The organism is Streptomyces sp. NPDC047014, from assembly GCF_040644195.1.
GTDB lineage: Bacteria > Actinomycetota > Actinomycetes > Streptomycetales > Streptomycetaceae > Streptomyces.
Window position 1 is genome coordinate 19,810 of the sequence record NZ_JBEYVX010000044.1, and the last position, 22,274, is coordinate 42,083.

Sequence of the window (22,274 nt, forward strand, 5' to 3'; positions counted from 1 at the left end):
GTCAGGACGCCTTGCCGTAGAGCTGGGAGACCAGGGAGGTGAGGACCTGGTCCGTGCGGGGGCCGTAGTTGAGGAGGACGCCGTCGTCGACCGTGACCACGCGGCGGTCCATGCCGGCCGGGGTCTGGGCGACGCCCGGGATCTTCACCAGGCCGTCCACGCCGCCGACGGATTCGAGCCCCTTGGACATGACCAGGATCGCGTCGGGGGCGGCGGCCGCCAGGGCCTCGCTGGTGATCGGGGTGAAGTCCTTGCCGAGCCCGGAGTCCTTGCCGGTGTCGACCGCTCCGGCGGCTTCGAGGAGTGAGGCCGCGCCGGAGTCCGAGCCGCCCAGCAGGTACACGGAAGCGGTGCCGCGCAGGTAGAGGAAGGCCACCCGGGGCTGCTTGCCCGAGGAGGCCGGAACGTCCTTGCGGGCGGCGGCGATCCGCTCGGCGGTGCGCTGGTTGAGCTGCGCGCCCGCCTCCTTGACGCCGAGCGCGGCGGCCACGGCGCCGATCCGCTTCGGTACGTCGTCCAGCGCCTTGGCCGGGGCGACGACCAGCACCGGGATCCCGGCGTCCCGGATCTGCTGGACGGCTTCGGCGGGGCCCGTGGTGGTCTCCGCGAGGACGAGCGTCGGGCGCAGCGAGAGCACGCTCTCGGCGGAGACCTGGTGGCCACGTGTCACCACCGGCAGTGCGGCGGCCTGTTCGAAGGTGGCGGTGATGTCCCGGGCGACCACGCGCGGGCCGAGCCCGAGGGTCTGGACGATCTCGTTGAGGCTGCCGGTGAGCGGGATCACGCGGTCGGCGGAGGCGACGGTGACCTGGGTGCCGTCGGCGCCGGTCACCGTGGCGGGCAGGGCCGGTTCGGGCGCCGGAGTCAGTGGCTCCACCCGGTCCGGTACGGCCGCTGCCGAAGGGGCGGATGTGCCCGGGGTGGTGGCCGTACCTCCGCAGGCCGTCAGCGCGAAGGCCAGTGCTGCCACGGCGAGCGCGAGACGGGGAAAGCGGTGTGACGCGGCGGGCGTAGGCACGAAGGCACCGTCCTGATCGTCCGACTGAGGTTCTGGGGACCGGGGGGTTCTCATCCGGTCGGGGTTTAGCTTAGGTTAGCCTAACCTTGCTCGCTAGACCCTTGGAGGGGGCATTCATGCCCACGAGACCCGCCCGTACGCTCCTCGTCGCCCTGCTGGCGGGCCTGTTGGGGGCGCTGCTCCCGGCCGGTTCCGCACAGGCGGGCACCGTACAGGGCGGTCGACTCGACTGGGGCATCAAATCGTCTTTCCAGAGTTATGTCACCGGTCCGATCGCAAAAGGCGGTTTCAAGCTGAAGGGTGGCGCGGCGACGGTCGGCGGCAGCCTGTTCCGTTTCCACTCGGCGGCCGGGTCGTACGACCCGCAGAGCGGCAGCTTCGAGGCGTCGTACTCGGGCGGCGTGAGCTTCCAGGGGCACCAGAAGCCGGACGGCGCGTACGAGCTGGACATGACCCTCAGCCGGCCGACGGTACGGATCAACGGGGGCAGCGGAACGCTGTACGTGGACGTCTCCAGCAAGGCCAAGGGCAGCGGGGCGGTCAGCGACCGCTCCCAGGTGCCGTTCGCGACGCTCGGGCTCGGCGGGATCAACATGAAGGGCGCGGGCAGCCCGCTGACCCTCACGAACATCCCGGCCACGCTGACGGCCCAGGGCGCGGAGGCGTTCGCCGGGTACTACCCGGCGGGGGCGCGGCTGGACCCGATCTCCCTCTCGGCGGACGTCCGCAGCGCGCCGACGCAGTCGCCGGAGGCGCAGCCGAGTGCCTCCGCTTCCGCTTCGGCTTCCGCTTCTGCTCCGGCCGAGGCGGGTGCGGCTGCGGGGACGTTCGCCGACGCGGCGGTGGACTGGGGGGTCCGCCGTACCTTCCGCGAGTACGTCACCGGCTCGATCGGGCAGGGCAAGTGGACCCTGGCCGAGGGTGCGCAGGACGGCGGTGCGCTGTTCCGCTTCCCGCAGGGCAAGGGCGCGTACGACGCGGCCAAGGGCACGCTGGACGCGGCGTTCGCCGGGTCGGTGCAGTTCACCGGGGCGCACCTGGACCTGACGCTCGGCAAGGTCGGCGTGAAGGTGGAGAACGGCAAGGGTGTCCTCTCGGCCGACGTCACGAGCGGCGGCGCCACGAAGAACGCGGTCCCGCTGATCGAATTCGACGCCAAGCCCCTCAAGGTGGACGGCGGCCTGGCCACCCTCACCGAGGCCCCGGCCACGCTGACCGAGGGCGGCTCGCAGGCGTTCAACTCGATGTACAAGGCCGGCACGGAGATGGACCCGATCACGCTGGCGATCGCCCTGGACCCCGCCACGAAGCTCCCGCCCCTCCCGGACCTGGGCTCGACCCCGACGGCAGCCCCGTCCCCGACCTCTGAGGCGGCCACCCCGGCGGCGAAGCCGTCGAACACCCCGCCGTACGCGGTGATCGCCACGGCCGCCGCCCTCGCCCTGATAGCCGCAGCCGCCGCCTTCCTCCTCCTCCGCCACCGCCGAGCCACCACCTCCGCCGCCTCGACCCCGACCGCCGTCCCCGGCGCCTCGGCTCCGGCCGGTACGTCCCCGACTGCCGCGCCCGGCGCCTCGGCCCCCGCCCCTGGCGGTTCGGCTCCCGCTTCCGCGGACTCCGCTTCCGCCTCCGGCGGTACGGCTCCCGCCGACGGCGCGGCCCCGTCCACCGACCCCGGCGGTTCGGCCCCCGCTTCCGCGGATTCCGCTTCCACCTCCGGTGGCTCGTCCCCCGAGGCCAAGGCTCCCGCTGCCGGTGGTGCCGTACCCGCCTCCGGCGGTGCGGCTCCCGCCGACGGCGCGGCGTCGACCACCGACCCCGGCGGTTCGGCTCCTGCCTCCGCGGATTCCGCTTCCGCCTCCGGTGGCTCGTCCCCCGAGGCCAAGGCTCCCGCTTCCGGTGGTGCCGTACCCGCCTCCGGCGGCTCGGCTCCCGCCGACGGCGCGGCGTCGACCACCGCCCCCGGCGGCGCGGCTCCCGCCGACGCGGCCATGCCCACCGCCCCCGGCGATGCCGACCCCGCGCCCGCCCCCGGTGGATCGGCCTCCGGCCAGGCGGCTTCGGCCGACGCCCCGGCCGACGCCGACCCCGCCCCCGGCGGTTCCGGCGGGCGTGGCGGCACCGCCTGATGGCGGCACAGACCCCTCACCACCCTTCCCTCCGTCCTTCAGGAGTTCCCGTCATGTCCACCGTCCGCCGCCGCCCGATCTCTCTCGCGGCCGCCGTTCTGACGGCCGCCGCGCTCGGCGCCACCGCCTTCGTCCTGCCCGCCAGCGCCGCGGCCGGGCCGCCGACCACGCCCGTGAAGATCGTCGGCGGCTCCCTCGACTGGGGGGTCCTCGCCAGCTACCGCGCCTACGTGACCGGCATGGCCAAGGGCACCATCACCGTCGCCGACGGCGCCGCCCAGAACGCCGACGGCACCTTCCGCTTCACCTCGCCCACCGGCCAGTACGACCCGGCCGGCGGCCACGTCGTCAAGGCCGCCTTCCAGGGCAGCGTCACCTTCTCCTCGCCCGCCCCGCCCACCGGCCACGGCTTCGAGGTGAAGCTCTCCGACATCCGGATCGACACCGGCACCAAGAAGCTCACCGCCGACGTCACCAAGTCCGGCACCACCGCCCAGGACGTCCCGCTGGCCAATGTCGCCTTCGCCGGGATGTCCATGACGGGCCTCGCGACCACCCTCACCAAGGAGGCCGCCGACGCCCTCGGTTCGGCCGGCTACGAGAACAAGACCGGCGACCCGCTCACCGCGAAGCTGGACTTCGAGAAGCCCGCGCCCGACCCGAAGCCCGACCCGAAGCCGGACCCCAAGCCCGACCCGAAGCCCGACCCGAAGCCCGACCCCAAGCCGGACCCGACCACGAGCCCCACCCTCCCGGCCGACGGCCCGCAGAAGGTGCTCAGCGGAAAGCTGACCTGGGGTGTGAAGGAGTCCTTCCGCCGCTACGTGCTGAGCGCCGGCTCGATCACCCCCTCCGGCGGCGCCGCCGCGAACGGCCAGCTCTTCGACTTCGCCTTCGGCAAGGGCGAGCTGGACGTCAAGAAGCAGAAGCTGAACGTCTCCTTCCAGGGGAACCTCCGCTTCCAGTACGCCGCCCACGGCATCGACATGAGCTTCGCCAACCCCCGCGTCGACGCCACCGGCAAGACCGGCACCCTCTACGTCGACGTCAAGAACAACGCCGGCAGCAAGACCGGCGTCCCCTTCGCCACCCTCGACCTGTCGAAGACCGAGTACAAGACGTACAAGGGCGTCCTCGCCCTGAACTCCGTCCCCGCCGCCTTCACCGCCGAGGGCGCGGCCGCCTTCGCCAACGACACCACCGGCTCCATGTACAAGGCGGGCGACCCGATCGACGCGCTCAGCTTCTCCGTGGCCGTCGACAAGGACGCCACCCTCCCGCCCACGGGCGGCACCACCTCCGGCGGCTCCACCGGCAGCACCACGGGCGGCTCGACCGGCAGCACCACCGGCGGCGGCACGGGCGGCTCGGCGGGCGGCAGCGCCGGCGGCTCCGTCGGCGGCAACCTCGCCAACACCGGCGCCGGCCTCCCGGCGGAAGCCCTGCTCGGCGCGGCCGGCGCGGCGGTCGCCGCCGGTGCCGGGGCGGTCCTGTTCGCGCGCAGGCGGCGTACGGCCCAGCTCTGAGCCGTGTTTGAATGCCCGCGTGAACGATCTCGATGTGCTGAGGGTCTTCTGCGCGGGTGACGGCCGCCACGGCAACCTGCTCGGCGTCGTGCGCGACGGCCGGACCTGCCCCGACGACGCGTCCCGGCAGGCGCTGGCCGCCGAACTCGGCTACAGCGAGACGGTGTTCGTCGACGACCCCGAACGCGGGGTCGTCGACATCCGTACGCCCGGCACCCGCATGCCCTTCGCCGGGCACCCCCTCGTCGGGGTGGCCTGGCTGCTCGACATCGAGGAGCTGCAGCCCCCGGCGGGATCCGTATGGGCCCGCGACGACGGCGAGTTCACGTGGATCACGGCCCGGCCCGAGTGGGTCGAGGGCAAGCGCACCGAGCAGTACGCGACCGTCGCCGAGGTGGAGGCGCTGCCCGCGCCGCCGCCGGGCGAGGGCTGGCTGTACGCGTGGGCGTGGGAGGACGAGGCGGCCGGCCGGGTCCGGGCGCGCGGCTTCCCGCGCCGCCCGGACGGTGTCATCACCGAGGACGAGGCCACCGGCTCGGCGGCGATCCTGCTCACGGCCCAGCTGGACCGCGCCCTGAACATCACCCAGGGCGCGGGCTCGCAGATCCTCACGGCCCCCGGCGCGGACGGCACGATCGAGGTGGGCGGCCGCGTCCGCTTCGCCCCCTCGGCCCACCCCGACCGGGACTGAGCAGCGGAACGGGCCCGGCGCGTCACGCACCGGGCCCGCTCTCTTCACAGCTCAAAAAGCCCCCGCAGGGTCAGGCGCTCAGCGAGAACTGCTCGCCCAACTCCCGGAAGACCGCGCCGTTGTAGTCGAAGGCGCGCTTGCACTCGTCGATGATCCGCTGCTTCTCCAGGTCGTCCGCGGCGATCGCGTCCAGCAGCTCGCGGTAGGTCCGCTTGAAGGCGGCCGGGTTGGAGATGTCCGCGAAGACGTAGAAGCGGACGCCGTCGCCCTTGCGCTCGAAGCCCCAGGTGCGCTCGGCCTTGTCCCGGATGATCTGCCCGCCCGACAGGTCGCCCAGGTAGCGGGTGTAGTGGTGGGCGACATAACCGCCGGGCCACTCGGCCGCACACTGCGCGACCCGGGCGGCATACGCCTCCGTGGCCGGCAGCGCCACCACGTCCTCCCGCCAGCCCGGCCCCAGCAGATGGGCGAGGTCCCGCTCGATCTCGGCGACGCGCAGCAGCTCGGGCCGGATGAACGGCCCGGCGACCGGGTCGTCCTTGAGTGCCTCGGCCGCGTCCTCCAGGGCCCGGTACACGAACCACAGCTGCTCGGTGTAGCGCGTGTACGCGTCCACGCCGAGTCGTCCGCCCAGCAGGTCGCTCATGAAGGTCGACGTCTCGGCCTCGGTGTGCTGCTCGTGCGACGCGACGCGGATGACCGTAGAGAAGGCGTCCAAGGCGGACCTCCAGAAAGAGGAAACAGGCGTGGCGGCAGCGCGCCGCCACACCTGATACTCCTACTTAGGTATGCCTAAGTCAATGTGTTCCCGACGTTCTGTCGGCAAAAAATCGGGGTACGCCGGCCCGCGCGCGCCCCCGTCTCACGGCAGGGTCAGGATGTCCGCCCCGGAGTCGGTCACCACCAGCGTGTGCTCGAACTGAGCGGTCCGCTTGCGGTCCTTGGTGACGACCGTCCAGCCGTCCTCCCACATGTCGTACTCGTGCGTGCCCAGCGTCAGCATCGGCTCGATCGTGAAGGTCATGCCGGGCTCGATGACGGTGGTCGCGTGCGGGCTGTCGTAGTGCGGGATGATCAGGCCGGAGTGGAAGGACGAGTTGATGCCGTGGCCGGTGAAGTCCCGGACCACGCCGTAGCCGAAGCGCTTCGCGTACGACTCGATGACGCGGCCGATGACATTGATCTGGCGGCCCGGCTTCACGGCCTTGATGGCCCGGTTCAGCGCCTCGCGGGTGCGCTCCACCAGCAGCCGCGACTCCTCGTCCACCTCGCCGCACAGGTAGGTGGCGTTGTTGTCGCCGTGCACCCCGCCGATGTAGGCGGTCACGTCGAGGTTCACGATGTCGCCGTCGCGCAGGACGGTGGAGTCGGGGATGCCGTGGCAGATGACCTCGTTGACCGAGGAGCACAGCGACTTCGGGTAGCCGCGGTAGCCGAGCGTCGACGGGTAGGCCCCGTGGTCGCACATGTAGTCGTGGGCGACCTTGTCGAGCTCGTCGGTGGTCACCCCCGGCGCGATCAGCTTGGCGGCCTCCTCCATCGCCTGGGCGGCGATCCGGCCGGCGATGCGCATGGCCTCGATGGTCTCGGCCGTCTGCACCTCCGGTCCGGTGTACGGAGTGGGCGCGGGCTTGCCCACGTACTCGGGCCGGCGGATGTTTCCGGGAACGGAACGGGCGGGAGAGAGCTCGCCTGGTACGAGCAGCGACTGACCGGACATGCAAGCGAGTGTATCCAGCGGTGATGGGGCAGCATGGCGGCATAGAGATCGTGAAGCGGCAGCGAGAGGAGCCCGGCACAATGGCCCTGTTCAAGAAGCGTCAGGTGGGCAAAGCGGGCGAGTGGTACTACTGCCTGGTCCACAAGAAGGTCGAGGAAGGCCCCGACTGCCCCGCCAAGGACCGCTTCGGTCCCTACGCCACCCCCGAGGAGGCGAACCACGCCATGGAGACGGCGCAGGAACGCAACCTCGAATGGCAGAACGACCCCAAGTGGAACGACAGGACCCGCGAGGACGAGGAGGGCACGGCCACCTGACCGGCCCCCTGCCCCGCCCCTGTCCCCGCACCGGTCACCAGCGGCTCGGCGGCGGCGCGGTCAGCTGATCGGCCAGCCGCGCCAGCCGGTCCCGCAGCCGCAGCCGCCCGCGCTGCCCCGGCAGGGTGTTCTCCCCGGCCGCCGCGCCCACCAGGTGCTGGACGGTGTCCAGGTCCAGCACGGCGCCGTCCTCCGGCACCGACAGGGAGTCGTGCGCCAGCGCGCCCAGCTCCCGGTCCCCGCCGTCCAGGGACAGTACGGTGGCCCCCGCGCGCCGCGCGTCGTGCACCCGCTCCAGCAGCGCCGCGCCGGGCTCCGCCGGGGACACCACCAGCAGCGTGTGCCCGCGCCCGGCCGCCGCCAGCCGGCCCAGCCCCACCGACAGGTGCGCCGGAGCCCCCGGCCGCACGTGGTGGCGTACCAGCGTCGGCGCCAGCTCCGGCAGCCCCGACCAGGCGGCCTCGTCCACCAGGTGCGCGGCCAGGTGCCAGGGCTCGTACTCCGCGGTGCCCACGAGCAGCAGGTTCCCGCCGGCCGGCAGCACGGAGCGGCGCAGCGAGCCGGCGAAGCGGCGCGCCGCGCCCGGCCACTGCGTACCGGCGAGCACCTCGCGCAGCAGCGCGACCCTCACGGCGTCCATGCGGGCATCCTGCCGTACCGGGCGGAGCCGGGGGAGCGCTTCGTTCCACTTACCGCCGTCCGGGGCGCCACCGCGTCCGCTGCGGGTCCGCCCTACCCGGCAGTACGCTCGCCCCCATGACTTCCTCAGACAGCACGCAGAAGCCGCCGGCGAAGGACCCGTGGGAGCTCCCGGACGTGTCCGGGCTCGTCGTCGGCGTCCTCGGCGGCACCGGCGACCAGGGCCGGGGCCTCGCCTACCGGCTCGCCCGCGCCGGCCAGAAGGTGATCATCGGCTCCCGCGCCGCCGACCGCGCGCAGACCGCCGCGCAGGAGCTGGGCCTCGGCGTCGAGGGCGCCGACAACGCCGAGTGCGCGCGCCGCAGCGACATCGTCATCGTCGCCGTGCCGTGGGAGGGCCACGCCAAGACCCTGGAGGCGCTGCGCGAGGACCTGGCGGGCAAGCTCGTCGTCGACTGCGTCAACCCCCTCGGCTTCGACAAGCAGGGCGCCTACGCCCTCCCCGTGGAGGAGGGCAGCGCCGCCCAGCAGGCCGCGGCCCTGCTCCCGGACTCCCGGGTCACCGCCGCCTTCCACCACCTCTCGGCCGTCCTCCTCCAGGACGCCGCGATCGAGGAGATCGACACCGACGTGATGGTCCTCGGCGAAGCCCGCGCCGACACCGACATCGTGCAGGCGCTGGCCGCCCGTATCCCCGGTATGCGCGGGGTCTTCGCGGGGCGGCTGCGCAACGCCCACCAGGTCGAGGGCCTGGTGGCCAACCTGATCTCGACCAACCGCCGCTACAAGGCCCACGCGGGCCTGCGCGTCACGGACGTCTGACCGGGCTTCCGCGTGGCGGGCCTCCTGCCCCCGGCGGGAGGCCCGCCACTCAGCCCCGGCGCCCGCCACTCAGCCCCGGCGCCCGCCACTCAGCCCCGGCGCCCGCCACTCAGCCCCGGCGCCCGGCCCGGACCTCGGCCGGGCCCAGCTGGGCGACCACCCCGTCGTAGAAGCGGCCGACGGCGTCGTCCACGCTCCGGATGAAACCGGACTCCGTATTGCCGCGCCCGCCTCCCATCCCCTTGATCAGCGACAGCCGGAAACCGCTGAGCGCGGCGCCGTCCTTCGGCAGCAGATCGCCCGGCTCCGGCCGCAGCCGCTCCAGCGTGCCGCGCGGCCCGTTCCCCGCCTCGACCAGGCTCTGCACATGCAGATCCGCCGGAGCCTCCGCCAGCAGCCGGACCAGCCGCTTCGCCGTCACCAGCGGGTACGAGCCCTCCGGCGCGGGCACGTCGATCGAGGTGCGCACCTTGCCCGTACGCAGATCGGCGCTCACCGCGATCACCCGGCTCGTCCCGTCGATCCGCAGCTCCGCCGCGAGCCGCCCGTCCGCACACAACCGCCCCGCCGCCTCCACCCGCCGGGTGCGCGGATCGCAGCCGCGCCGGGCCCGCTGCACCGGCAGCGCCTTCTGCCCGATCTCCCCGCCGAGCCGCAGGCAGACCTGCCGGATCAGCCGCTCCCAGCTCTCCACGACATCGACGGCCCGGGTGTCGTCCGGGCTGATCGTCTCGTCCTCGATGCCGCAGCGCACCGGCACCCAGGCGGGGCCCATGTTCTGGAAGCCGTGGCAGCCCGAGTTCTCGTGCCGCAGGTACTCCAGCAGCTCCTGGAGCAGCCAGGCGTGGGCGGCGTTCGCCAGACCCTCGTGGCGGATCAGCATCTGTGCCTGGTGGGCGACCTCGGCCCATGACAAGTGCCAGAGGCTCACCTTGTGCTTGCGCCGCCCGTCGGTCTTCACGTCCACGACCGCGGAGCCTTCGAGGGCCACGTCGTTGGAGAGCGTGATCACCGCCTCGTAACCGCGCCGGGCGGCGATGTCCACGTACTGCTGGACCTGCTCGGGCTTGAGGGCGTTGCCGTTGGTCTTGGTCTCCACCAGCGCCGTCCACAGCTTGCCCGCGCGCTCCACGCGGATCACACCGTCGGGCCGCTTCGGGGTCTCGCCGTGCGGCAGGGACACCTCGGTGAAGGTCTGCATCCGCCCGGCGGGGGCACCGAAACCGGCCGTCAGGCGGCGCCCGAACTCGGGGACCTGCGCCATGACGGACAGCAGCACGGAGGTGGCACGCGCCTCGCGCTCCCGGTCGCTCTTGAGCGTCGGCACGGGGAACAGCCGGGCGGCCCGCCAGGCGTCGTTCTCGGCGAGCGACTTCCGGGCCACCTTGGGGAGGGTGACCTTCTTCCGGGTCGTACGGGGGGTACGGGTACGGGCGCGCGCGGGAGCGTCCTGCGCGGCGGGCGCGTCGTGGGCGGGGACGGCCTGGGCGGGAAGGGTGGGCTCCGGTGCGGGAGGTGCGGCCTCCTCGGCCTCCTCGGCCTGCTGGGCGGCGGTCGCGGAGTCGTCGTCCTCCACCTCGATGCCGAAGTCCGTGGCCAGACCCGCCAGACCGGTCTCGTAGCCCTGCCCGACCGCGCGGAACTTCCACTCCTCGCCGCGCCGGTAGAGCTCACCGAAGATGAAGGCCGTCTCCACGCCCGCGTCGGTGATCGAGAACCGCACCAGCGGCTCGCCGGACCGGTCCGAGACGGTCATCCGCAGATCGTCCAGATCGCCGAAGCACGCCCCGCCGTACTGGCTGGCCGCCACCACGATCCGTACGACGTCCGGGGCCACGGCCGCCAGATCCACACTGATCCGGTCCTCGTCGCCCCCGTCGGTGGGCGTCTTCCCGAGCAGCTGCACGCTTCCGTCGGCGGCGGCCGGGTTGTTGTAGAAGTAGAAGTCGTTCTCGCCGCGGACCTTGCCGTTCGCGTCCAGCAGCAGCACGGACACATCGGCGTCGCCGGATCCGGAGGCGCTGCTCCAGCCGAGGCTCAGGACCACCGCGCCGGTGTCCTCGCCGAGGGCGGTCAGGCTGACGTTGGCGCCCTTGGAGATCTCCTGCATCTGGCCCCCCATTCGCCCGGCGCGTCCGTCGCGGGCGGAGCGGGCCGGAGTGTCGCTCGGTCGCGCGTCGTGTGAGGCGCGTCACGGGCGAACCGTAGCGCCGCGGGGCGGGGGTGGTCAGGCGAAACGGGAAATGCGGGCGCCCGGCTTCGGCTTCCGCTTCGGCTTCCGCTTCGGCCTTGGCTTCTGCTTTCGCTTCGGCCCGGGTTCCGACGGGTCCTTACGGCGGCACTGCGGGGCATGGGGGACACTGGACGGGCTCGACCCCCTTCCGTGTTCCCGAGGAGCTTTCCGCATGCCCCGCCTTGCCGTGTTCGCCGTTGTCGTCTGCCTCCTCGCGACGGCTGCGGCCGTCGTCGCCTTCGTGGAGGGCAGTTTCCTCGGCATCGTGTGGGTGCTGCTCGCGGGCCTGACGTCGAACATGGCCTGGTACTACATCCGCAAGGCGAAGGCCGAGAAGGCCGCGGCCGCGCGCAACGCCTGACGGCTACTGGCCGCGGCCGAGGGGGACCTCGCAGACGCCGCTCGCGTCCTGCCAGAAGCTGTACAGCTCACGCCCGCAGTAGCTCTCCAGGTCCGAGACGCCCAGCGCGCCGAGCAGGTCGTACACCACGCCGAAGAAGAACGCGTTCACGGCCGGGATCCACAGCAGCGCGAACACCGCGATCAGGCCGAACGGGGCCAGCGGCTCCAGCTCGCGCCGCGCCCGGTGCGAGAGCCAGGGCTCGATCACCCCGTAGCCGTCGAGGCCCGGAACCGGCAGGAAGTTCAGGATCGCGGCCGTGACCTGGAGCAGCGCCAGGAAGGCCAGCGCGAAGCGGAACGCGGGCGGCACGCCGTCGAGGGCGTCCAGCCAGAACGGCGCCGTGCAGACGAGCGCGAAGGCCACGTTCGTCAGCGGGCCCGCCGCCGAGATCAGGCTGTGCTTCCAGCGGCCGCGGATCCGGTCGCGCTCGATGAAGACGGCGCCGCCGGGCAGGCCGATGCCGCCCAGGATCACGAACAGCACGGGCAGCACGATGCTGAGCAGGGCGTGGGTGTACTTGAGCGGGTTCAGGGTGAGATAGCCCTTGGCGCCGACGGTGAGGTCGCCGCCGTGCAGGGCGGTGCGGGCGTGCGCGTATTCGTGCAGGCAGAGCGAGACGATCCACGCCGACGTCACGAACAGGAACACCGCCAGCCCGGTGCTCGTCGAGTAGCCCGTCCACGTGGCCCAGCCGGTGACCGCCATGACGGCGACGACACCGAGGAATACCGCACTGATCCGCCGCTCGTCGCGGCCGCCCTGATGACCCATGCGGCGAAACCTATCCCGGGCGGCGCGGGGAAAACGGTTCGGGGTCGGGCGGGGGTGCGGGGACAATGGGCCGGTGCGTTACGCGATTCTCGGCCCCGCCCTGGCCCTCCACGACGACGGGACCCCCGTACCCGTCGGCGGAGCGCGCCTGCGGGCGCTCCTGACCGCGCTCGCGCTGCGGCCCGGGCGGGCGGTGCCGGCGGGGCTGCTGATCGACGAGGTATGGGCCGACGACCCGCCGGCCGACGCGGTGGCGGCCCTCCAGGCGCTGGTGGGGCGGCTGCGGCGGGCGCTGGGGCGGACGGCGGTGCGGTCGGCGGAGGGCGGGTACCAGCTGGCGGCCGAGCGGGAGCAGGTCGACCTGTACCGCTTCGAACGGCTGGCCCGCGCGGCCGGCGAGGCCGGTGACCCGGCGCAGGCGGCCGCGCTGTACGAGGAGGCCCTCGGCCTGTGGCGCGGCCCGGCCCTGGCCGACCTGCCCGAACCGGGCGCGGAGTCCGCGCGCTGGGAGGCCGTACGGCTGGACGCGCGGCGGGGCCGGCTCGCGTCGGCCCTGGCCCTGGGCGAGGCGGAACGGTCCCTCCCGGAGCTGACCGCGCTGTGCGCGCAGCAGCCGCTGGACGAACCCCTCCAGGCCCTCCGCATCCGCGCCCTCCGCGACGCGGGCCGCCCGGCGGAAGCCCTGGCCGCCTACGAAGAAGTCCGCCGCAACCTCTCCACCCGCCTGGGCACCACCCCGGGCCCCACCCTCCAGTCCCTCCACCGGGCGCTCCTCAACCCCCCGCCGCCTCCGACGGCCGGGCACGACGCCGGGGGCACGCCGACGCCCCCGGGCCCCGGCACGAGCACCCACCCCGCCCCCGGCACGGCCGGCTATCCCGCACCCGCGGTGGCCGCCCGGGCCGGCTCCGCCCCGGGGGTCTACGACGGCACCGGTACGCCAGGGCACGCAATGCCCGCTACGGGCACCGCCCCCGGCACGGGCGCGCACCCGGAACCCGGTAGGCCCGCGCATCCCGGATCCAGCGCGCACTCCACGCCCGCCGCGGGCGGCCACCCCGCCCCCGGTGCGTACGCCGCTCCCGGCGCGGGTGCGTACGCGGGACCGGGCGCGGCCCCGCACTCCGCCCCTGGCGGCGGCCACCCCGCCTCCGGCGAGGGCACCCACCCCGCCTCCGGCGAGGCCGGGTCCGCCGGGGCGGGCGGGTACGCGGGCACCCCGCCCCACCCCGCCGGGCCTCACGCCAGTGGGAATCTGCGGGCTCGGCTCACCACCTTCGTCGGGCGGGAAGATGACATTCGGGTCATCGGGGACGATCTGGCGCGGGCGCGGCTGGTGACCCTGCTCGGGCCCGGTGGGGCCGGGAAGACGCGGCTTTCGCAGGAGGCGGCCGAGGCGCATGCGGGGCGGGGGGACTGGCCCGACGGGGTGTGGCTCGTGGAGCTGGCGCCCGTCGACGATCCCGAGGACGTCGCCGAGGCCACGCTCGCCGCGCTCGGCGCCCGCGAGACCAAGCTGCGCGGCGCCGCCGCCGAGGAGCTGCGGGCGCTGACCGACCGTACCGCCGACCGCCCCCTCGACCGCCTCGCCGAGCACTGCGCCCGCCGCCGGCTCCTGCTGCTCCTCGACAACTGCGAGCACGTCATCGACGCCGCCGCCGAGCTCGCCGAACGGCTCCTCACGCACTGCCCGGACGTCCGGATCCTGGCCACCAGCCGTGAACCGCTCGGCGTGCCGGGGGAGTCCCTGCGGCCCGTGGAACCGCTGCCCGACCCGATCGCGCTGCGGCTGCTCGGGGACCGCGGGGCCGCCGCCCGCGCCGGATTCACCGTCGCCGAGGACCCGGCCGCGGCCGCCGAGATCTGCCGCCGCCTCGACGGGCTCCCGCTCGCCATCGAGCTGGCCGCCGCCCGGCTCCGGCTGCTGACCCCGCGCCAGATCGCGGACCGGCTGGACGACCGCTTCCGCCTGCTCACCAGCGGCTCCCGCACCGTCCTGCCGCGCCAGCAGACCCTGCGCGCGGTCGTCGACTGGTCCTGGGACCTCCTCGACGCCGCCGAGCGGACCGTCCTGGCCCGGCTCTCGGTCTTCGCCGGCGGCTGCGACCTCGCCGCCGCCGAAGCCGTCTGCACCGACGCGGAGCAGGGCCCCGCCCTCGACGCCGCCGACGTCCTCGGCTCCCTCGTCGACAAGTCCCTCGTCGTCGCCACCCCCACCCCCGACGGCTCCGGCATGCGCTACCGCCTCCTGGAGACCGTCGCCGAGTACGCCGCCGAACGCCTCGCCGAGCACACCGGCGACCGCGAGGCCACCGGGCACCGCCACCTCGTCCACTACCGCGAACTCGCCCGTACCACCGAGCCCCTGCTCCGCGGCCACGGCCAGCGCGCGGCCACCGACCGGCTCGCCACCGAGTACGAGAACCTGCGTACGGCCCTGCGCCGGGCCGTCGCCACCCGCGACACCGACGAAGCCCTCTGCCTGATCCACTCCCTCGGCTGGTACTGGCACATGCACGACCTGCGCTCCGAGTCCCGGCACTGGTCCGAGGCGGTCGGCGCGCTCGGCCCCAACCCCTTCGACCCGCCGCACGTCCCCGCCGAGCCCGTCCACGAACGCCTCGTCGACACACCCCCGCCCTACTCCGGGGAAACCCTCACCGAGGGCTGGCGGGCCCTGCGCCTGGTCATGCTCGCCTCCCGCGACCAGACCCAGGAGAACTGGGACGCCCCCGAGATCCGCGCCCAGGTGGACGGCGTCCTCGCCACCTACCGCCCCGGCCTCCCGCAGACCTGCCGGACCCCCGCCTCCCTGTGGATCTACGCCGTCATGATCTCCGGAGACCCCGGGCTGCTCCGCCTCGTCGTGGACGAGACCGTCGCCACCGCCCGCCGCTTCGACTACGGCTGGGAACTCGCCTCCGCCCTCCAGCTCCGCGCGAACATCCTCGCCAACCGCGCCGACTGGGCCGGCGACGCCTCCCGCGACGCCGACGAGAGCCTGGCCCTCTTCCGCGAACTCGGCGACGCCTGGGGCTGCGCCGAGGCCCTGGCCGCCCGCGCCGAGGCCCGCGAGAAACGCGGCGAATTCGTCCTGGCGGCCCGCGACTACCGGGAGGCCATCGCCTACGCCGAACGCCTCGGCGCGATGGCCCAGGTGACGGTGCTGCGCGTCCGTATGGCCGGGACGCTCACCGAGTCGGGCCAGTTCGAGGAGGCCGAGGACATCCTGACCGGGATCACCGCCACCCCCCGGCAGTACGGCAACGAGGCGATGCCCGCCGCCCGGATGTTCCTCGCCGGGATCCTCGGCCGCACCGGCCGCATCCCCGAGGCCCGCCGGCAACTCCAGCTGCTGCGGGACGACTTCGAATTCGGGTCCTTCGCCATCTTCGACGCCTTCCTGCTCGGCACGATGGCCTGGCTGGACAACCAGGAGGGCCACCACGAGGAGGCCCTGGTCCTGCTGCGGCAGGCCATGCGGACGGCCCTGGACCCCATGGCCCGGCTCGTGGCCCCGCAGATGCCCGCCGTCTACCTGGTCACCGGAGCCGTGGCCCTCACCGCGCTCGGCGACCCGCGCCGCGTCCACGACGGCGCCCGGCTGCTCGGCGCCTACCGCGCGCTGCTGCCGCCCGCGCACTTCCCGGTGTCGACCGAGCGCGAGGACTTCGCCCGCGCCGAGAAACTGGCGCGGGCGATCCTCGGTGAGGCCGCCTACGAGGCGGCGTACGCCGAAGGCGGCGGCCTCACCGAGGAGGAGGCCACCGCCCTCATCTGACCCGGCCCCCGGCCGGTGTCCGCCCGGGACGCGATCCGAACGGATCGGCCCGCGGGTCAGGTCTTCTGGCGGAACTTCCGCACCGCGAGCGGCATGGCCACCACCGTGATCGCCAGCGACCAGCCCAGCGTCATCCACACCGAGTCGCCCACCGGCATCCCGTTGATCAGCGCCCTGGCCGCGTCGGCCAGATTGGACAGCGGGTTGTAGTCCGTGAACGCCTGCAGCCAGTCCGGCATCGTCGTCGGCGGGGCGAAGATCGAGCTGCCGAACTGCAGCGGCATCAGGACCAGCATCGCCATGCCCTGGACGGCCTGCGCGGTCTTCATGGTGAGACCGAGCAGGATGAAGATCCACATCAGCGCGCTGCCGAAGACGGCGGACAGCCCGATGGCGAGGAACAGGTCCAGCACGGAGGACTTGATCGACAGGCCGAGGATGAAGCCCACGGCCAGCAGGATCGCGATGGCCACCATCATCCGGCCCAGCTCGACCACGATCTTGGCGAGGAGTACGGACGACCGCGCGATCGGCATGGACCGGAACCGGTCCATCACGCCCTTCTTGAAGTCGTCGTTGACCCCGGTGCCCACCGCCATGGCGATGTTCATGCCCATCATCGCCATCAGACCCGGCACCACGTAGTTCACGTAGTCCGCCTGGTTGCCCTTGCCGGAGATCGCGCCGCCGAAGACGAACACGAACAGCAGCGTGAAGATGATCGGCATGAACAGGACGTCGAACATCGACTCGGGGTCCTGCTTGATCTGCAGCGCGTTGCGGCGCACCAGCGCGCCGATGTGCCGCAGATTGGCCCGCAGGCCGATCCGGCCCTCGCCGGAGGGGCTGTCCGCCGCCCGGCCGGGCGCGGCGGGCGCGGGCTTCGTGGTGGTGACGGTGCTCATGCCGCGACCTCCTGGTTCCGGTCGGTGGGGGCGGGGTCCTCGGCGACGGTGGGCTTCTGGCCGGTGATGGCCAGGAACACCTCGTCGAGGCTGGGCAGGTAGGTGCCGAGGTCGGCGATGGCGTACCCGCGGGCGGCCAGCAGGCCCACCACGGCGGTCAGCTGCTCGTCGCTCAGGATCGGGACGAGGAGCACGCCCTCGTCCGGCACGGCCTGCGAGCCGGCCACGCCGTCCAGACCGGCCTCCGCGAGCGCGCGGGCCATGCCCGGCAGGTCCGAGGCGGCCGCGGGCCGGATCCGGAGCGTCCGGCCGCCGACGCGGGCCTTGAGCTCGTCGACCTTGCCCCGGGCGATGACCTTGCCGCGGTCGATGACCGTCAGCTCGCTCGCGAGCTGCTCGGCCTCCTCCATGTACTGGGTGGTGAGCAGCACGGTGGCGCCCTCCGCCACCAGCCGCTGCACCTCGTCCCACACCTCGTTGCGGGTGCGCGGGTCGAGGCCGGTGGTGGGCTCGTCCAGGTAGATGACGGCCGGGCGGCCGATCAGGGAGGCGGCGAGGTCCAGCCGGCGGCGCATACCGCCGGAGTAGTTCATGGCGGCCTTCTTCGCCGCCTCGGTGAGGGAGAACCGCTCCAGCATCTCGTCCGCGCGGCGGCGGGCGTCCTTGCGGGAGAGGTCGAGCAGCCGCCCGATCATGTAGAGGTTCTCCCAGCCGGAGAGCTTCTCGTCGACCGAGGCGTACTGGCCGGTCAGGCCGATGGTCCGGCGCAGCTGCCGGGGCTGGCGGACCACGTCGAAGCCGGCCACGACCGCCGTTCCGGCGTCCGGGGTGATCAGGGTGGACAGGCAGCGGACCAGGGTGGTCTTGCCCGCCCCGTTGGGTCCGAGGACCCCGAGGACGGTGCCCTCGCGGACCTCCAGGTCCACGCCGTCGAGGGCCTTGGTCTCGCCGTAGTGCTTGACCAGCCCCCGTACCTCCACGGCGTTGGGCTTGTTGTCGTTTCGCGTCATGCCCCCTATGGGAGCAGGCCCCACTGACAAAGCACCGACAGCCGACCGACAAACGTACGACAGACCTCCGACAGACCTCCGACAGATCTCCGGCCCGCCTACAGCAGCCGTACGACAGGGGCCTACGCCACTCATGGCGACGGCCCGCCGACACGGAGCCGGCGGGCCGTCGCGGCGCACACGCGCGCGCTCAGTGGAAGGCGTGCTCCGCCTGCGGGAACGTGCCCCCGACGACGTCCTCGGCGAAGGCCCGGGCCGCGCCGGTCATCGTCTCGCGCAGCTGCGCGTACTGCTTGACGAACTTCGGCATCTTCCCGCCGGTCAGACCCATCATGTCGGTCCACACCAGCACCTGCGCGTCGCAGTCGGCGCCCGCGCCGATGCCGACCGTCGGGATCTGCAGGGACCGGGTCACCTCGGCCGCCAGCTCCGCCGGTACGAGCTCCAGCACCACCGCGAAGGCGCCCGCGTCCTGCGCCGCCTTCGCGTCGCGCAGCAGCTGGTGCGCGGCCTCGTCGCCGCGGCCCTGCACCCGGTAGCCCATGGCGTTCACGGACTGCGGGGTCAGGCCCAGGTGGGACATGACGGGGATGCCGGCCTGCACGATCAGCTCGGTCTGCGCGAGCGAGCGCTCGCCGCCCTCCAGCTTCACGGCGCCCACCCCGGCCTCCTTGACCAGGCGCGTCGCGCTGCGCAGCGCCTGCACCGCGCCTTCCTGGTACGAGCCGAAGGGCAGGTCCCCGACGACCAGCGCGCGGCTCGTGCCGCGGACGACGGCCGCCGAGAGCATGCTCATCTGGTCCATGGTCACCGGGACCGTGGTGTCGTAGCCGAGGTGGCAGTTGCCCATCGAGTCACCGACGAGGATCACCGGGATCCCGGCCTCGTCGAAGACGGACGCGGTCATCGCGTCGTAGGCGGTGAGCATGGGCCACTTCTCGCCGCGTTCCTTGGCGAGGGTCAGGTCGCGGACGGTGATGCGCCGGGTGCCCGTGCCTCCGTACAGGGTGGGGGAGGCCGCGGCTGCGGGTTCGCGGGCAGGCGAAACGGCGTGCGTCATTGCAACTGCTCCTTGTGTCATCTCGAGGCGCCCTCACGGCGTCCCCGGACTCACCCACCATGGTGGCACCACCGGGGCCGTCGGCGGTAGTGGGCCGCCTCACGCCGCGCCCCGCCCGCCCCGCCCGGCTCCCCGGCGCGCCACGCCCGCCCGTCCGGCTCCCGGACGCGCCACGCCGGGCCCTCCAATGTGCGCGTTTCGTGACAAGCGGAACCCGCTGCGTACGGCAGTTCGTCCTCCCGGACATACGACCGTCACCGCACGGTCGTGAGAGGGAGCACGGAAGGCTCCGGTTCATCGCCTAGGGTCAAGGGGCGGGGACGGAGCGCGAGCACGGCAGTGAGGGCAGTGGCATGGCACAGGCGTACATGACGGAATCGGGGAACGGCGGCTCGGAGCCCGAGCCCTCCGGATCCCGCTTCCGGCGCCGCCTGGACGACCTGCGCCGCGACCCCGGCATCTGGCGCCGCGGCTGGGTGCTCGCCGCGATCGCGGTCCTGCTCTGCCTGGTCATGGTGCTGCACGCGGAGCTGCCCAACGACGTGGGCAACCTGGGCAGCCTCACCGAGACCTTCCTGCCCTGGCTGGGCCTGGCCATCCCGCTGCTGGTGGCGGGCGCGGTGTTCCGGAAGTCGGCGACGGCGCTGCTGGCCGTCCTGCTGACCACGGCGGTCTGGCTGAACCTCTTCGGCGGGCTCGTCACCGACAAGTCCGGCACGGGCGGCAACCTGGTCGTCGCCACCCACAACGTCGACGCCGACAACCCCGACCCGCGCGGCACCGCCGAGTCCGTCGCCCGCTCCGGGGCCGACGTCCTGGCCCTGACCGAGCTCAAGGGCAGCGTGGTCCCCGTCTACGAGAAGGCCCTCGCGGGCACGTACAAGTACCACTCGGTCGAGGGCACCGTCGGGCTGTGGAGCAAGTACCCGCTGAGCGCGAGCGCCCCCGTCGACATCCGGATGGGCTGGACGCGCGCCATGCGCGCCACCGTCGCCACCCCGCAGGGGCCGGTCGCCGCCTTCGTCGCCCACCTGCCGTCGGTCCGGGTCAAGCTGAACGCCGGCTTCACCGCCAACCAGCGCGACAACAGCGCCGACGCGCTGGGCGCCGCGCTCGCCGCCGAACCGCTCAAGCAGGTCGTCCTGCTCGGTGACCTGAACGGCACGATGAACGACCGGGCGCTGTCCGAGGTCACCTCGCAGATGCGCTCCACGCAGGGCGCGGCGGGCGACGGCTTCGGGTTCAGCTGGCCGGCGCAGTTCCCGATGGCGCGGATCGACCAGATCATGGTGCGCGGCGCCAGGCCGGAGGCGTCGTGGACCCTGCCGCGCACGGGCAGCGACCACCTGCCGGTCGCCGCCCGGCTGACGGTGAAGCCGTAGCGGACCGGCCGGCGGTGGGGCCGTGGCGGGTCCGCCGGCGGTGGGGCCGTGGCGGATCCGCTACGCCTGCTCCCGCCAGCCGTTCGTGATCGGCAGCCGGCGGTCCTTGCCGAAGCCCTTCGCGGAGATCTTCGTGCCCGGCGGGTACTGGCGCCGCTTGTACTCGGCGGTGTCCACCATCCGCAGGGTCTTCGCGACCAGCGCGGCGTCGTATCCGGCCGCCACGATCTCGTCCAGCCCCTGGTCCCGGTCCACGTACAGGGCCAGGATCGCGTCGAGCACCGGGTAGTCCGGCAGCGAGTCCGTGTCCACCTGCCCCGGGCGCAGCTCGGCGCTCGGCGGCTTCACGATCGAGTTGTCAGGGATCGGCGGGGTCTCGCCGCGCTCGGCGGCGGCCCGGTTGCGGTGCCGGGCGAGCCGGAAGACGTCGCTCTTGTACACGTCCTTGATCGGGCCGTACGCGCCGACGGAGTCCCCGTAGAGGGTGGAGTAGCCGACGGCCAGCTCCGACTTGTTGCCCGGGGCCAGTACGAGGTGCCCCTCCTGGTTGGAGACGGCCATCAGCATCGTGCCGCGCAGCCGGGACTGGAGGTTCTCCTCGGCCAGACCGGTCAGGCCGAGCGAGCCCATGTAGGCGTCGAACATCGGCTCGATCGGTACGGTGCGGAAGTTGAGGCCGGTGCGCTCCGCGAGGTCGGCGGCGTCGCCCTTGGAGTGCTCGGAGGAGTACTTCGAGGGCATGGAGATGCCGTACACGTTCTGCGCGCCGACCGCGTCGCAGGCGATCGCGGCGACGAGCGCGGAGTCGATGCCGCCGGAGAGCCCGATCAGGACGGAGCGGAAGCCGTTCTTCGTGACGTACGCGCGCAGGCCCACGACCAGCGCGTCGTACACCTCCTCGTCGTCGTCGAGGCGTTCGGCGTACCCGCCGGGGACGACCGGATCGTACGGCTCCACCGGCTCCTCGGACAGGATCACGCGGTCGATGCGCAGCCCGTCGGCCACCACGCCCTCGGGGGCGTCGGGGAGCGCGGCGGGCAGGTCGAGGTCGACGAGGACACAGCCCTCGGAGAACTGCGGGGCGCGGGCGATGACCTCGCCGTCGGCGCCGACGACGATCGAGTCGCCGTCGAAGACCAGCTCGTCCTGGCCGCCGATCATGGCGAGGTAGGCGAGGGTGCAGCCGGCCTCCTGGGCGCGCTTGCGCACCAGTTCCAGGCGCTGGTCGTCCTTGTTGCGCTCGTAGGGGGAGGCGTTGACCGAGATCAGCAGTCCGGCCCCGGCGGAGCGGGTGGCGGGGACGCGGCCGCCGTCCTGCCACAGGTCCTCGCAGATGGCGAGGGCCACGTCGACGCCGCGCACCCGGATCACCGGCTGCGTGTCGCCCGGTACGAAGTAGCGGAACTCGTCGAAGACGCCGTAGTTGGGCAGGTGGTGCTTGGCGAAGCGCAGGGCGACCCGGCCCCGGTGCAGTACGGCGGCCGCGTTCTCGGGGGAGCCGGCGGGGCGGCCGAGCCGGGGCACGGCCTGTTCGGTGCGGTCGAGGTAGCCGACGACGACGGGCAGCTCCCCGAAGCCCTCGTCCGCCAGCCGCCGCGCGAGCGTGCGGAGCGCGGAGCGGGAGGCTTCGACGAAGGAGGAGCGCAGGGCCAGGTCCTCGACGGGGTACCCGGTGAGCACCATCTCGGGGAAGGCCACCAGGTGGGCGCCCTGCTCGGCGGAGTGCCGGGTCCAGTGGACGACGGAGTCCGCGTTGGCGGCGATGTCGCCGACGTGCGCGTCGATCTGATTCAGCGCGAGGCGTAGTTGAGGCACGGGAGCCAGTGTAATCGTCTTTCTGACGCGATGTCCTGGACCCGGGGTGTTG

Annotated in this window: 17 protein-coding genes and 1 pseudogene; 8 read left to right on the top strand and 10 right to left on the bottom strand. The window is 73.3% G+C overall.

The annotated features are described in order from the left end of the window. Position 1: 1 nt before the first annotated feature. Positions 2 to 1,018 (bottom strand): ABC transporter substrate-binding protein, encoded by a 1,017-nt coding sequence (locus ABZ873_RS22220; RefSeq protein WP_360874759.1) that lies wholly within the window; start codon positions 1,016 to 1,018, stop codon positions 2 to 4. A 116-nt stretch (positions 1,019 to 1,134) separates the two neighbouring features. On the opposite strand from ABZ873_RS22220, the pseudogene ABZ873_RS22225 reads away from it, so the two are divergent. The 3 genes and pseudogenes from ABZ873_RS22225 to ABZ873_RS22235 form a co-directional block, all read left to right on the top strand. After that, positions 1,135 to 2,511 (top strand): annotated as a pseudogene (locus ABZ873_RS22225) (HtaA domain-containing protein); the annotation flags it as partial. Between the two features lie 689 nt (positions 2,512 to 3,200). Then, positions 3,201 to 4,673: an HtaA domain-containing protein gene (locus ABZ873_RS22230; protein WP_360874762.1), complete on the top strand. Its 1,473-nt coding sequence runs from the start codon at positions 3,201 to 3,203 to the stop codon at positions 4,671 to 4,673. Positions 4,674 to 4,692: 19 nt separating this feature from the next. Continuing rightward, positions 4,693 to 5,364, top strand: a complete 672-nt coding sequence (locus tag ABZ873_RS22235) for a PhzF family phenazine biosynthesis protein (protein WP_360874765.1) — start codon at positions 4,693 to 4,695, stop codon at positions 5,362 to 5,364. Positions 5,365 to 5,434: 70 nt separating this feature from the next. On the opposite strand, the gene ABZ873_RS22240 is transcribed toward ABZ873_RS22235, so the two are convergent. Further along, positions 5,435 to 6,082 (bottom strand): biliverdin-producing heme oxygenase, encoded by a 648-nt coding sequence (locus tag ABZ873_RS22240; protein ID WP_360874767.1) that lies wholly within the window; start codon positions 6,080 to 6,082, stop codon positions 5,435 to 5,437. 144 nt (positions 6,083 to 6,226) lie between these two features. Beyond that, positions 6,227 to 7,084 carry a type I methionyl aminopeptidase gene (gene map / locus ABZ873_RS22245; protein ID WP_360874769.1) on the bottom strand — a complete coding sequence of 286 codons (858 nt, stop codon included), beginning with the start codon at positions 7,082 to 7,084 and terminating at the stop codon, positions 6,227 to 6,229. Positions 7,085 to 7,164: 80 nt separating this feature from the next. Here map and ABZ873_RS22250 point away from each other — a divergent pair, with 80 nt between their 5' ends. Next, positions 7,165 to 7,401, top strand: a complete 237-nt coding sequence (locus ABZ873_RS22250; RefSeq protein ID WP_360874772.1) for a hypothetical protein — start codon at positions 7,165 to 7,167, stop codon at positions 7,399 to 7,401. A gap of 34 nt (positions 7,402 to 7,435) precedes the next feature. On the opposite strand, the gene ABZ873_RS22255 is transcribed toward ABZ873_RS22250, so the two are convergent. Beyond that, positions 7,436 to 8,041, bottom strand: a complete 606-nt coding sequence (locus tag ABZ873_RS22255) for a hypothetical protein (protein WP_360874775.1) — start codon at positions 8,039 to 8,041, stop codon at positions 7,436 to 7,438. Positions 8,042 to 8,157: 116 nt separating this feature from the next. Here ABZ873_RS22255 and npdG point away from each other — a divergent pair, with 116 nt between their 5' ends. Beyond that, positions 8,158 to 8,862 carry an NADPH-dependent F420 reductase gene (npdG, locus tag ABZ873_RS22260; protein WP_360874778.1) on the top strand — a complete coding sequence of 235 codons (705 nt, stop codon included), beginning with the start codon at positions 8,158 to 8,160 and terminating at the stop codon, positions 8,860 to 8,862. A gap of 109 nt (positions 8,863 to 8,971) precedes the next feature. Here the strand turns inward: npdG and ABZ873_RS22265 are convergent, their stop codons facing one another. Continuing rightward, positions 8,972 to 10,972 (bottom strand): TerD family protein, encoded by a 2,001-nt coding sequence (locus tag ABZ873_RS22265; protein WP_360874782.1) that lies wholly within the window; start codon positions 10,970 to 10,972, stop codon positions 8,972 to 8,974. Positions 10,973 to 11,267: 295 nt separating this feature from the next. Between ABZ873_RS22265 and ABZ873_RS22270 the strand changes: the two genes are divergently transcribed. After that, complete coding sequence (locus ABZ873_RS22270; protein WP_360874784.1) at positions 11,268 to 11,456, top strand: hypothetical protein; 189 nt, start codon at positions 11,268 to 11,270, stop codon at positions 11,454 to 11,456. A 3-nt stretch (positions 11,457 to 11,459) separates the two neighbouring features. Here the strand turns inward: ABZ873_RS22270 and ABZ873_RS22275 are convergent, their stop codons facing one another. Continuing rightward, on the bottom strand, positions 11,460 to 12,269 hold the full coding sequence (locus ABZ873_RS22275) for a site-2 protease family protein (RefSeq protein WP_360874787.1): 810 nt from the start codon (positions 12,267 to 12,269) through the stop codon (positions 11,460 to 11,462). Between the two features lie 73 nt (positions 12,270 to 12,342). Between ABZ873_RS22275 and ABZ873_RS22280 the strand changes: the two genes are divergently transcribed. Further along, on the top strand, positions 12,343 to 16,050 hold the full coding sequence (locus ABZ873_RS22280; RefSeq protein ID WP_360874790.1) for a BTAD domain-containing putative transcriptional regulator: 3,708 nt from the start codon (positions 12,343 to 12,345) through the stop codon (positions 16,048 to 16,050). 56 nt (positions 16,051 to 16,106) lie between these two features. Here ABZ873_RS22280 and ABZ873_RS22285 read toward each other — a convergent pair whose 3' ends face one another. The 3 genes from ABZ873_RS22285 to panB form a co-directional block, all read right to left on the bottom strand. Then, complete coding sequence (locus ABZ873_RS22285) at positions 16,107 to 16,955, bottom strand: ABC transporter permease (RefSeq protein WP_360874792.1); 849 nt, start codon at positions 16,953 to 16,955, stop codon at positions 16,107 to 16,109. Next, positions 16,952 to 17,965, bottom strand: coding sequence for an ATP-binding cassette domain-containing protein (locus ABZ873_RS22290; RefSeq protein WP_360874795.1), 1,014 nt, complete (start codon positions 17,963 to 17,965; stop codon positions 16,952 to 16,954). The genes ABZ873_RS22285 and ABZ873_RS22290 overlap by 4 nt, the downstream gene beginning before the upstream one ends. Positions 17,966 to 18,155: 190 nt before the next feature. Continuing rightward, positions 18,156 to 19,025 carry a 3-methyl-2-oxobutanoate hydroxymethyltransferase gene (gene panB / locus ABZ873_RS22295; protein WP_360874798.1) on the bottom strand — a complete coding sequence of 290 codons (870 nt, stop codon included), beginning with the start codon at positions 19,023 to 19,025 and terminating at the stop codon, positions 18,156 to 18,158. 353 nt (positions 19,026 to 19,378) lie between these two features. On the opposite strand from panB, the gene ABZ873_RS22300 reads away from it, so the two are divergent. Then, positions 19,379 to 20,407 (top strand): endonuclease/exonuclease/phosphatase family protein, encoded by a 1,029-nt coding sequence (locus tag ABZ873_RS22300; RefSeq protein WP_360874801.1) that lies wholly within the window; start codon positions 19,379 to 19,381, stop codon positions 20,405 to 20,407. Positions 20,408 to 20,467: 60 nt separating this feature from the next. Here ABZ873_RS22300 and ABZ873_RS22305 read toward each other — a convergent pair whose 3' ends face one another. Beyond that, the gene (locus tag ABZ873_RS22305) at positions 20,468 to 22,222 is read right to left on the bottom strand and encodes an NAD+ synthase (protein ID WP_360874804.1); all 1,755 of its coding nucleotides are present in this window, start codon (positions 22,220 to 22,222) and stop codon (positions 20,468 to 20,470) included. Between the last annotated feature and the right edge of the window lie 52 nt (positions 22,223 to 22,274).

What these genes read in the sequence shown, in the direction of transcription:
- ABZ873_RS22230 (WP_360874762.1), top strand. Translation starts at nt 3,201, where the DNA reads ATGTCCACCGTCCGCCGCCGCCCGATCTCTCTCGCGGCCGCCGTTCTG.
- map (WP_360874769.1), bottom strand. Translation starts at nt 7,084, where the DNA reads ATGTCCGGTCAGTCGCTGCTCGTACCAGGCGAGCTCTCTCCCGCCCGT.
- ABZ873_RS22250 (WP_360874772.1), top strand. Translation starts at nt 7,165, where the DNA reads ATGGCCCTGTTCAAGAAGCGTCAGGTGGGCAAAGCGGGCGAGTGGTAC.
- ABZ873_RS22255 (WP_360874775.1), bottom strand. Translation starts at nt 8,041, where the DNA reads ATGGACGCCGTGAGGGTCGCGCTGCTGCGCGAGGTGCTCGCCGGTACG.
- npdG (WP_360874778.1), top strand. Translation starts at nt 8,158, where the DNA reads ATGACTTCCTCAGACAGCACGCAGAAGCCGCCGGCGAAGGACCCGTGG.
- ABZ873_RS22265 (WP_360874782.1), bottom strand. Translation starts at nt 10,972, where the DNA reads ATGCAGGAGATCTCCAAGGGCGCCAACGTCAGCCTGACCGCCCTCGGC.
- ABZ873_RS22270 (WP_360874784.1), top strand. Translation starts at nt 11,268, where the DNA reads ATGCCCCGCCTTGCCGTGTTCGCCGTTGTCGTCTGCCTCCTCGCGACG.
- ABZ873_RS22275 (WP_360874787.1), bottom strand. Translation starts at nt 12,269, where the DNA reads ATGGGTCATCAGGGCGGCCGCGACGAGCGGCGGATCAGTGCGGTATTC.
- ABZ873_RS22285 (WP_360874792.1), bottom strand. Translation starts at nt 16,955, where the DNA reads ATGAGCACCGTCACCACCACGAAGCCCGCGCCCGCCGCGCCCGGCCGG.
- ABZ873_RS22290 (WP_360874795.1), bottom strand. Translation starts at nt 17,965, where the DNA reads ATGACGCGAAACGACAACAAGCCCAACGCCGTGGAGGTACGGGGGCTG.
- panB (WP_360874798.1), bottom strand. Translation starts at nt 19,025, where the DNA reads ATGACGCACGCCGTTTCGCCTGCCCGCGAACCCGCAGCCGCGGCCTCC.
- ABZ873_RS22300 (WP_360874801.1), top strand. Translation starts at nt 19,379, where the DNA reads ATGGCACAGGCGTACATGACGGAATCGGGGAACGGCGGCTCGGAGCCC.